This window comes from uncultured Paraglaciecola sp. (genome assembly GCF_913020055.1).
Lineage (GTDB): Bacteria > Pseudomonadota > Gammaproteobacteria > Enterobacterales > Alteromonadaceae > Paraglaciecola.
The window spans coordinates 1-10,141 of sequence record NZ_CAJWCF010000130.1; the positions used below are offsets into that span (position 1 = coordinate 1).

Sequence of the window (10,141 nt, forward strand, 5' to 3'; positions counted from 1 at the left end):
AAATTACTATTTTGCGAAAAACCTTGTGCCTGAAGCTCTTGCATCATGGCCAATCTAACCGATGTATAAGGCTCCGCCGTCAAAGAATCCACAATCAGCAGATTTGCAGAAAAAACTTTTGCTTGAGGTAAGAAAAGGGACAAGCAAACAAACAGTGAAAGTAAACATGTTTTCATGATTGGCATCACTTGGTTGTATTCGTAGTAAGTACAATAAAGAGTAGTGCTGATTGACTGAAAATCAATTATTTCATGCTGTGTACATACCCCATTGATCTCGAACTCTTGTAACTTAGGCAGGCCAGCGCAGTACAAAACAGGTGCCACCGAGAGTGCTGTCACTCACCTCAATAGTTTCGCAATGTAGCGCTGAAACGGAAAAAGGGTCGAAGGGATTTATTCAGTATACATCCAATTAACGGGTCAAAATATAAGACCTGATAATCATATAGAAGCGCTATACTGGAATACAATGGTCAGGTTTGTAGAAATAAATAAACGCTCCGAGGGGCTGAAAAATCATTAACGAGACTGAGTAATGAAAACCTATCTGGCAATATTGTTGTTATGCGTCGCAAGTTTTTCATCACATGGAGCCAAGAAAACCATAGAGTGGGCTATTACCTCTTTTCCGCCAGGTTATATCTTAAATGGGTCTGAGAAAGGTAAGGGCTATGGTGACTTACTAGATGCATTTATGATTAAGGCACTCACCCAGTACAATCATAAAATTGTAGAATACCCTAACTGGGAGAGGCAGACCAAAGTACTTGAAGGTGGTCCCTTGGTGTGTAACTCATTGTTCTTTTATCAAGCCCCCGAAAACAGAGGAAAGATAAACGGCCATTACAGCATATCAGCACCTAATGCCGTTTTTTTTCTACATGATGTAGTGGTACGTAAAAGCCAACGCCATAAGTATGGTGCTAAGGTTTCGTTTAGAACGTTGCTTAATAACAAGCAATTCATATTTGGATATAATAGACCCTACGGTACTATTTATAACCAAATTCTGGGGGAATATTTAGGCGTTCCAAGCAACTTGGATTTTGGGTCTATCGACTCAAGAGATAGACTAGCCTACTTGAACGGAGCTGATAACATTTATATCCGTGTTGGGGGTAACCTGATTGGAGGAATGATCAATATGCTTCGGGCTGGCAGAGTGGATTATATTCTTGAATACGATTTTATGATGAAGTTCCAAAGTAAGTTTCTGGAATTTGATGATGAATTGGTGAGTATTCCTGTTGAGGAGGTTTATAACAAGACCAGTCGAGGGGCCTATGCTTGCTCTGATACACCGGATGGCAGAAAGGCTATTGCGGCTATAAACGATATTTTAAAGCACGCCAGACCCACGGAAGCTTATAAAAGGGCTTTGAATTATTTAGTGTCTGAGAATAAAGATGTGCGTTATTGGAAGGAATATCAAAAAATACTTAACATTTATCAATAACTAACCCACTAACACACCTGAGAAAAAATAATCCCTCCGTTGATCGCCTGATTGCCGTAGGGCAACGCGCTTTAGATGCAGGCCTTACCCCCATCTACGACCTCCTCCCTACATGGGATGCGCTTGACTTACCTTACTTTCAAACGGCATTTGGTCTGAACTGGGCCATCAGCGAAGAAGATTACAATCAACTTCGCAATTTACACCAGTCACGCATTGCTTCTGAACTCCCACAAGCAATACAAATCGATATGTGGAAAGGCTTTAAACATCGCGGAGATGGTATTCACCCAACAGACTTAACCACCAAGCGAGCAGCCATGCGTATTGCTATTGAAATGCTATGGTTTAACGCTACAGCTGAATAAGCCGTTAACTTATTGTGAGCAAGCACGGCAATAGGGTCGTTGCTTGCTAGTCTCGTTTGTACAAAGATTCAATAGTACTAGATTCTATTGTGTTTGCATTGATCATATAACCCGCTAAAGCCCCAGAAGCATCTTCTGATATTGCTAGCTTTTCTACGGAGAGTGCGTGCACAGTAAAGCGGTAGTGGTGTATTCCATGACCTGAAGGGGGACAGGCACCACCGAAGCCTCGGCTACCGTAATCATTTTTTATTTGTGTACTCCCCAGAGGTGCAAGATTTTTTTTTGTACTGCCTACTCCAGCTACTATCTCCGTAACAGTTTTAGGAATGTTCACTATTTGCCAATGCCACCAACCACTACCTGTGGGCGCATCGGGGTCATAGGCAGTAATAGCAAAACTTTTTGTGCCTTCAGGAGCACCTGACCATTTAAGATGTGGTGATAAATCTCCGCCTGAACAACCAAAACCATTGAATTCCTGCGTTTTAGCCATAAATTCTCCCTGAGCAATATCCTGACTAAATAATTCAAGAGAGCCCGCAAGAACGGGTGTAGAAAGACCTATAGATAAAACTGAAAGAAGTGTAAGCGACTTAAGCATAATGATAATTCTCATTTGTATAATAATTAGTGAGTGCTATTTTAGTCTTCTACTCTTTCACTTATAGCCTCAAAACAGTCATACATTCGCCCTAATCCGTCATTAGGGTTTTTCTGAGCTCTGATGGTGTTAGACCAAACCGCCTTTTAAAGCGATCTGTAAATCGCGATTGCGAGTGATAACCACATTTTTCTGCAATAATACCAATGGGAGAAAGTGTTGTTTGCAATAAATGTAAACCCAACCCTAGTTTTACCTGATCCTTAATATCTTGTATCGTTGTGCCTTCTAACTTTAGCTTTCGCCGTAACGTTGACTCGCTCATTGCTAGCTGTTCACAAATATTTTCCATCGTTAACTCTTCAGAAGGTTGCTCGATGAAAATAGTATGAAGTTTGTGTCCAATTTTAGGATTGGCAGCCATAGATAAAATTTCTTTGTGACCCATGTGACACATTAACTGTATTATTTCTTTCCTTCGTAAAGGCCACAGCTCTTGAGGCGCCCAAAGAGACCACTCGATAAATTGTTGTAAACATTTTTCCAGAGTGAGCGTTATTTCCCCCAAACAAAAATCCTGTTTATTGACTGAACTTATTTGAAGGCCATCAAAATCTTGATAGTCAAATTCAATCAGCAAAGCAAAATACTCTTTTTCTTTTGGTATGTTGCGTATGTTTATAGCAGGACTATCAGACAAAAAAATAAAATTACCCGTAGTGCAGATTATTTCACCATCCTTGCCTAGTTCTTTATCCCCACCAAGAACAGCAATTAGCAATGGTTTTACCACAGGAACATTCAGCAGACTCTGTTCTTTTATTGAGGAGTACACAGAAAACGGGAGTGGACGCTTATCTTCCAGTGTGTTTTTAATTGTATTGATCAGGTTTTTCATAATTACTCTAAGTTAAAAGCCCAAGCAAAAGAACCAGACTAGGCCTCTCTTTGCTCTGGAATGATGATTCACATAAAATGCGCTTTATTTTTATTAGGCGCTCCTACATTGTTTCCAAACTTTTTTAGAAATTGTTGCCGCTCGTGCTTTGGTTTCGCTGGCATAAAGTTATCTTGATGTGAGACGAAAAGGCATTTCACTTCTAGGTCACAAAAAGCACTTATTGGTGGCACGAGGTACAGTGGGGGCTCTAGCTCTGGTGAGTATTGCCTGCAGCTTTATGGGTTTATTATTTATTGCGCGCCCAGAAATTGTATTTGGAGAAGAACCTAATTTATGGGTCGCCCTAGGAGGAGGATTTATTCTAATTGGTGCGCTTATAAATGCATTTTGGAAGCGTTAATATCTAAAGGGGGCTAGCCCCCTCATGGCAGCTATTAAGCCAATGCTGCGCAATTACGGCCATTGGCTTTCGCCTTGTATAAGGCACTATCTGCCTTCTTAAGAGCCGTTTCAATATTGGTTTCCTCAACTTGAACGCTAGCAACGCCAACACTAACCGTTATACGAATTTCTTCATTTCCCACTCTACAAACACTATCACTGACCCGGCAACGAATCCGCTCAACAATAGCACAAGCAGTATCGCCCTCACTCCCCACCAGTAATACGGCAAACTCTTCGCCACCAAGACGACCAAAGACATCCTGACTACGTAACTCCTGCTGGCAAATATCGGCAAAATGCCGTAACACTTTATCACCCACGGCATGGCCATAGGTATCATTAACGACTTTGAAAAAATCGATATCCAACATCAATACCGACAATGGCGTATCATCTCGGTGTACATTGAGGAGCGTATTATCACAATAAGCAAAAAAACCACGGCGGTTTAAAACACCAGTTAAAGTATCAGTGACGGCCATCTGTTGAAGCTCATCGCCTTTTTTAATTTGCTCATCCAACACCTGCATCTGCTGACGCAGCACAAAAGAGTGTTGCATCTGCGACTGCTCTAATATAACCATGCGGGTCATACCCCGCCTTAAGGATTCATAGGCATTCACAACGGGGCCAATTTCATTGTTTTTAAACGTCCCTGGTAACAATATTTGCCGGTTACCGTTGGCTAATTCACGAAGGCTTTTGGCAATACGCTCAATAGGTCGTACAATGCTGGTACCCAACAATACCGATAACAACCCTGTTAAAACGATTACCACTGCCATTGTGATCGAAGTAGCTATTAACGTAGTCATTACCTGTGATTGTTTGCTATCAGCCATCGTTTTAAGCTGTAAGGCCAGCTGCTGTTCAAATTGATACAACATATCAATTTTTGCTGTCGTTAACTGCCACCAAAAAGTACCGTCTCTTTGCAACGCAAGATTCTGCTTTAAGCTTGTAAAGGCATCCGCCCGACTGTCATTAATTTTTTGCAAGGGCATATCCGCTAACAGCTGCTGCCAGCTCACCAATTGATCAGCTGGCATATAGGCATTAATGGTTTGCTCTAGCCCTTGTTGCTTTACTGCATAATGTAATAAGTTCTGATATAAAAGGTCATCAAAATAACCTTGGCTAAAACCAGCCGCACCAAATGCCCGCTCCATGCCCGCCGCCTCGCCATATTGCATTAATGTAAGTAGTACGATGGTCAGCTGAGAAATATCATGGCTCTCTTGTGCTGAAAAAGAGGTAGATGGGATATTCAGTAACTGAGATATGAGAGTGGCAAATCGACTATTTGATTGCAATACATCGATCTCAGCAGTATCTAGTTGTTCCCGTAAACTGATAATTTCATGTTCAATGCCGGCATATGTAACCTCGCTCAGAGGTTGTGTACCTAATCGCAGTTTTCTTAATTTTATATCACTGAGTGAACGTTGAAGTTGCAATGGATCTGAAACTTTTTGCCCCTTACTGCTAATCAGACCGGAGGATAAACCCCGCTCCTTTTGAAGTTCGTGCACTAAATTCTGCACCAACAATGTGGAGTCGATCCAACGAGATACCTGATCCATGGACCTTACATCACGTAAAGCGTCGCTGAGTATGACTGTAGCAAAGCCAATCATAGCTAATAGTGGTAAGATGGTGACTAGAATTAAGCGGGAACGAATACGAAAAAACTCAAGACAACTGATAATTTTATAGTTAAGTCGATTAAGCCAACCTGCCCCAGACTGCCACTTCCTCAGATGAACGACCTGCGCTAAATCGATATCGTCATCAATAATATGGTCAATAATACGATTATTTATTTCTTTAGTAATATCAGCAACCTGCAATAGCGACTCGGCCATATCAAGCTGCAACTGTGAATCAAAAAATTTCGTTAATAAAGCCTGATGCTGCGCAATATGCTTTTCTGTGCTCTCACAGCGATAGGTCGCCATAATGCGCTCTTCTTCAGAAAAATGCTGCTTAACCAAAATGCCAAGATTCGCAAAAGATACTCTAATGGTTTCTATACTCTGCCTAGAAGCCACCATATCATTCAACAGGTTGGCCTGCTCAATAATACGTTTATGATCCTCATCTATCTCCTCTAACCCAACACTTAAGCTATCATCCCACTGTAAATACTGCATTTATTTGACTGTCTCTGATATAACGTAAACTGTGAAGTTTTTTTATAGTGTAGCGCTTTTTCTTTCAGTTATTATAAACTTTAGTAGTATAGACTTTATATCGAAAAGAGTAATACAAATTAAGGTTAAAAGCTTGGGGTCAGACTCGATTGCTCTATAGCTCAACGCTGTAGGTAAGACAGATTAACAAACTACTTTCATGCAATGCTAAAAGAGTATGCAAACAATAAAGCAATCGAGTCTGACCCTAAGCTTAATAAAGCAATCGAGTCTGACCCTAAGCTTATGACCCTAAGCTTACCGAACGAGTTAAAATTTAATCCCTCCGTCCCTTTTTTCACATACATTATAGCGGTTGGGTGTCTATTTACTGCCTGACCCGTTAACATTCCGATCGCTAAATCAGCCTAAAATCTCATCAAAAAATCATACAAGGAAAGTGCTATTTCTATGAAAAAAATCGTTGCCAGTCTCATATTATTTTATTCATTCAGTTTTCCCGTTTGGGCAAACTCGTGTATTCCTGAATTATCTGCTCAAGAACAGCAAACCCTTAGACTACTATCAGATACGAGTACGATAGGTGATATTTATGATGTACAGTATCGCATGAGTCAAATCTCAGAAATTTTAGGTGAAAGTGCTGACCCAAGGGGAACATTTCCTGTTGTCTATTCCGTTTAGACTAAAGTAGAGCACTGGGGTCATAGGGCAGTTGATGGTAAAAATGGCTCCACAACGACAGAATATAGGAAATATAAAATACAAAAAGGGTTGTTATAGCAACCCTAGTTCTCGATACCCGATAACAGTATCGCTCAATGCCTCTTTCAGGCTCTTCTCTGGCGTGAATTCAAACTGGTCATGTCCTTTTTTAACATCACATACCCAGTGGCCACCTGTACCCTCTCTCGCCTTATCTCTAGAAAGTACCATAGGTTTATTGGTAATTGATGACAGTACTTCGGATAGCGCGCCCACCAGTTTTAAAACAGGCCCTGGAATTCGTATTATCCAGGGTTTTGAACGCCCCATCGCTTCAGCAATCCACTCCCCCAGTTGCTCCCAGCTAATTGAATCGTGATAACCCGCAAAATAGAGGCCTTTACCGTCATGGTTATCAACCGATGTCAGCCTTTCTCCTTTGGTCACAATTTCGACCATTAGGCGAACAAGGTCGTTCACATACACCAATGTGAACTGGGTGTTTTTACCCACCGCAGCATGTATACCCGTTTTTACACTTTTAAATATCGGCATGGTGGCGGTATCACCCGCACCAAACACGAGAGGTGGTCTCACTACAGAGATAGGAACCCTATCTGCAAATTTACGGAGCTGGTTTTCGGATTCACGTTTACTCTCACCGTATTGCGAAACCGGTTGAGTCGGGCTGGCTTCTGTGGGTTTTTCGCCATTTTTTCGTGGCCCTGCAGCTGCTAGAGATGACACTGATAAGACCACAGGGGGTCTCTTCTGCTGACAAGCAGCTTCCAGGACATTAGCCGTACCCTTTGCATTTACCTCATCATACGTTTCTTTTGCCGAGCTGTAGATTTGCCCTGCCAGGTGATAAACACTATCGACGCGATTCATGGCGCTTCGCAAGCTGACTTTGTCACTCAAATCCCCAAAAACTAGCTCAACCCCCAACGTTTTAAGGTAAGTGGTGTCACTGGTTAACCGAACAAAACAACGAACCTGATACCCTTGCTCCAACAAGTAGGGAACAAGCGTTTTACCAATAAACCCTGATGCGCCGGTAACTAACACTTTATCCATTACAAACTCCTTCGTTTTTTTCTAACCAAGTTATAATTTCCGGCCATGTTTCATATTTTGCATTTTTGCCCATGATTAAATCATCATGGCCATAATCGTGCGCATGACCGAATGTCTTTCCAAAAATAAGATGTTGAGTGCCAAATCTCTTTGCGGCAACGGGCGGACACTGCTTATCTGCCGCACCCGCTAAAGATAATATCGGGAACAGGTAGCCCCGATCTTTGAGTAGAGTTGAGTAGCAAGATCCATCTGGTGCAAGTAGCCCTTTTCCGTTAATTGACCCAGCCAGATCAAACAATACCTTCGAACTCACTGGGTGTAAGGTAACTGCCGCCATCTTGCGATACAGGTTTAAGTTAACGTTTGGCGGGTTCACTAATACCGAATCTATTAGTTTTTCCGAGTACTTAGCTCCCCATGAGGAGAAAAGAGACGGCCAGTGAACAGGGATCGCGGGTAATAGGTTGCCCAGTGCTTTAAACTTAATCAATGAGTGAAATATTGAATCTGTTCCACTGTAATCTAGGGATGAACCGATAGTAATGGCACTTTGTATTCTGGGATCTTGAACCGCAGCGCGACTGTATAACAGTACGCCTCCCATACTATGCCCAATATAGTGAAGCTTCGGCTTGCCCGTTTGTTGCAGAATATGGTCAATGGCGGCGGGTAAATCTTTATGGCAATAATCGTTAAAACCCCAGCCCCAACGTTTATCACTAAAGGCTCGAGGCTTCTGGCTCTTGCCATGACCTCTAAGATCGAGGGCATAAACATCATATCCCTGATTTGCCAAATGCAACGCCAGTGAAGCCTGCTTATCAACATCAAAAGCTAAACGGTTAGCACCTAAACCATGGCATAAAAGCACTGGATATTTTTTATTCGGTTTTTTTGTATAACTCGATAGCGCAAGCGTCCAACCATCAGAAGTATCAATAAACTCTACTTTCTGACTACTTTCTTTTACGTTCCAACGGTCCAACCGGCGTTGTTCGCTTTTTCGAATATACTGACTATCAAGGGTACTCGACATAAACCACCAAAACCATTAATGACCACAAGTCAGTAATGTAACTGACCAGTGGTCACATGTAAATACCTTGGTGAATGAGCTAGAGGTAAAGATTGATCAATCTAAAATTATGTGTTCCATTTTTGTCTACCAAATCTGGCATTGTCATGTGTGTGCAATATTTAAACACTTATTTTAAAGCCTTTATATATAGGGCTTAACAGACAATTTAAAGAGGTTACCCAGAAAGTTATCCACAGTTTGTGTGCGCAACTAATGCTGCTAATGTGATCAATACGATTAATAAATCAACAACCAATATTAATTATCAAAGGGCATTGGGGTCAGGTCTTGCATTTTTATTGCTTAATAGAGAACCACAATTGCTCTTCTTTTATAGGTGTACCTATAGGAAGTGTCGGGTTATCCAAATAATACTTATGGCGCTTATCCAGTCTTGCCCGATTAATAAGATTTGAGTGGTATTGCTGAAACAATGCATCAAAACTACCATCCTCAAGTGCTGCTCGTAGCCCCTTTTCCAGAGCGACGGATAGCTGAGTGTTGCCAGGTGTAACAAAATAATAAAGCGCCGCTGGATAAATCAACACTTTAGTAGGCTCTACAACAATCCCATTTGCTTTATGGCTCTCTGCTTCTGCCCATATTTCTACAATCGAACGAGGAAAAAGATCAACTCTGGAACGAGAAATCATGGCAAACATAGAGTTGTAACTAGGTATCCCCAGCACGTTAAAACCGTTAGCCCGAAGTATTTGGGTATCTGGCCAGTCATGCCCCTGAACCAATTGAAAGCTACGCAGCTTGGAAATAGACATTTCATCTTGAAAATGCCCCAACTCTTGTTTATTCACCAAAAATAGCCGCCAACCAATAAGGCCTTTATAAATTGGTATTCTCACTGGCAGAAGCTTAAATTCTCGCTCTGTTGACGTCATAGACCAAACAACATCAACATCAACGCCATGGTTAAGCTGAACCAACGCCCGACCTTGTGGCATAACCTGTGAAGTAGGAATTAGCTCATACTCACCACTTACCTTTGAAAAGGCTAGCCTGAGCAGCTGCAACGGGTACTCTACTCGTTGATCAAGAAGGGTTTCCGGGCGCGGGTAGCGAACAACTTTATCCTCTGCTAATACAATCGAGGATAAAGCAGTTACCAAAGCGATCACAGCTAATAGGTAAAATTTAGTATTCAAAGGTCCCTCTTGAGTATGCAACCACGAAAAAACGCCAAAAGCAGCGGACCAAAAAATTGAAGCTTTTTTGTGTCCGCAAGCTTGCTTGATTAACTTTCTTTTTCAATTATCAGTTTACGATGCGGGAACGGTATCTCAATACCTTCTGCATCCAGTGCCTTTTTAACTAGCTCGGGTACCGAGTACAAAA

General features: G+C 41.7%; 10 protein-coding genes and 1 pseudogene. 3 read left to right on the forward strand and 8 right to left on the reverse strand.

Annotated elements, in window-relative coordinates:
- Nucleotides 1-341: hypothetical protein (locus tag QZ488_RS19625; RefSeq protein WP_293751930.1), on the reverse strand; the 341-nt coding region annotated here is incomplete at its 3' end.
- A 196-nt stretch (nucleotides 342-537) separates the two neighbouring features.
- Here QZ488_RS19625 and QZ488_RS19630 point away from each other — a divergent pair.
- Complete coding sequence (locus QZ488_RS19630) at nucleotides 538-1,458, forward strand: hypothetical protein (protein ID WP_293751932.1); 921 nt, start codon at nucleotides 538-540, stop codon at nucleotides 1,456-1,458.
- A gap of 414 nt (nucleotides 1,459-1,872) precedes the next feature.
- Here QZ488_RS19630 and QZ488_RS19635 read toward each other — a convergent pair whose 3' ends face one another.
- On the reverse strand, nucleotides 1,873-2,430 hold the full coding sequence (locus QZ488_RS19635; RefSeq protein ID WP_293751934.1) for a YbhB/YbcL family Raf kinase inhibitor-like protein: 558 nt from the start codon (nucleotides 2,428-2,430) through the stop codon (nucleotides 1,873-1,875).
- 91 nt (nucleotides 2,431-2,521) lie between these two features.
- The gene (locus QZ488_RS19640) at nucleotides 2,522-3,328 is read right to left on the reverse strand and encodes an AraC family transcriptional regulator (RefSeq protein WP_293751936.1); all 807 of its coding nucleotides are present in this window, start codon (nucleotides 3,326-3,328) and stop codon (nucleotides 2,522-2,524) included.
- Nucleotides 3,329-3,506: 178 nt separating this feature from the next.
- On the opposite strand from QZ488_RS19640, the gene QZ488_RS21575 reads away from it, so the two are divergent.
- Nucleotides 3,507-3,731 (forward strand): hypothetical protein, encoded by a 225-nt coding sequence (locus QZ488_RS21575; RefSeq protein ID WP_366509076.1) that lies wholly within the window; start codon nucleotides 3,507-3,509, stop codon nucleotides 3,729-3,731.
- Between the two features lie 34 nt (nucleotides 3,732-3,765).
- Here the strand turns inward: QZ488_RS21575 and QZ488_RS19650 are convergent, their stop codons facing one another.
- Nucleotides 3,766-5,928, reverse strand: a complete 2,163-nt coding sequence (locus QZ488_RS19650; RefSeq protein WP_293751938.1) for a diguanylate cyclase — start codon at nucleotides 5,926-5,928, stop codon at nucleotides 3,766-3,768.
- Nucleotides 5,929-6,378: 450 nt separating this feature from the next.
- Here QZ488_RS19650 and QZ488_RS19655 point away from each other — a divergent pair, with 450 nt between their 5' ends.
- Nucleotides 6,379-6,612: a hypothetical protein gene (locus QZ488_RS19655; RefSeq protein WP_293751940.1), complete on the forward strand. Its 234-nt coding sequence runs from the start codon at nucleotides 6,379-6,381 to the stop codon at nucleotides 6,610-6,612.
- Nucleotides 6,613-6,705: 93 nt separating this feature from the next.
- Here QZ488_RS19655 and QZ488_RS19660 read toward each other — a convergent pair whose 3' ends face one another.
- The 4 genes and pseudogenes from QZ488_RS19660 to QZ488_RS19675 all read right to left on the reverse strand — a co-directional run.
- A complete protein-coding gene (locus QZ488_RS19660; RefSeq protein WP_293751942.1) occupies nucleotides 6,706-7,710 on the reverse strand; it encodes an NAD-dependent epimerase/dehydratase family protein in 1,005 nt (334 codons plus the stop codon).
- On the reverse strand, nucleotides 7,703-8,749 hold the full coding sequence (locus QZ488_RS19665) for an alpha/beta hydrolase (protein WP_293751944.1): 1,047 nt from the start codon (nucleotides 8,747-8,749) through the stop codon (nucleotides 7,703-7,705). Before QZ488_RS19665 ends, QZ488_RS19660 begins: the two co-directional genes overlap by 8 nt.
- Nucleotides 8,750-9,087: 338 nt before the next feature.
- Nucleotides 9,088-9,951 (reverse strand): amino acid ABC transporter substrate-binding protein, encoded by an 864-nt coding sequence (locus QZ488_RS19670; RefSeq protein WP_293751946.1) that lies wholly within the window; start codon nucleotides 9,949-9,951, stop codon nucleotides 9,088-9,090.
- 89 nt (nucleotides 9,952-10,040) lie between these two features.
- Nucleotides 10,041-10,141 (reverse strand): annotated as a pseudogene (locus tag QZ488_RS19675) (mechanosensitive ion channel family protein); the annotation flags it as partial.

Bases quoted from the DNA above. Each gene is read 5' to 3' on its own strand.
- QZ488_RS19630 (WP_293751932.1), top strand. From the start codon at position 538: ATGAAAACCTATCTGGCAATATTGTTGTTATGCGTCGCAAGTTTTTCA.
- QZ488_RS19650 (WP_293751938.1), bottom strand. From the start codon at position 5,928: ATGCAGTATTTACAGTGGGATGATAGCTTAAGTGTTGGGTTAGAGGAG.
- QZ488_RS19660 (WP_293751942.1), bottom strand. From the start codon at position 7,710: ATGGATAAAGTGTTAGTTACCGGCGCATCAGGGTTTATTGGTAAAACG.
- QZ488_RS19635 (WP_293751934.1), bottom strand. From the start codon at position 2,430: ATGCTTAAGTCGCTTACACTTCTTTCAGTTTTATCTATAGGTCTTTCT.
- QZ488_RS19665 (WP_293751944.1), bottom strand. From the start codon at position 8,749: ATGTCGAGTACCCTTGATAGTCAGTATATTCGAAAAAGCGAACAACGC.
- QZ488_RS19640 (WP_293751936.1), bottom strand. From the start codon at position 3,328: ATGAAAAACCTGATCAATACAATTAAAAACACACTGGAAGATAAGCGT.
- QZ488_RS19655 (WP_293751940.1), top strand. From the start codon at position 6,379: ATGAAAAAAATCGTTGCCAGTCTCATATTATTTTATTCATTCAGTTTT.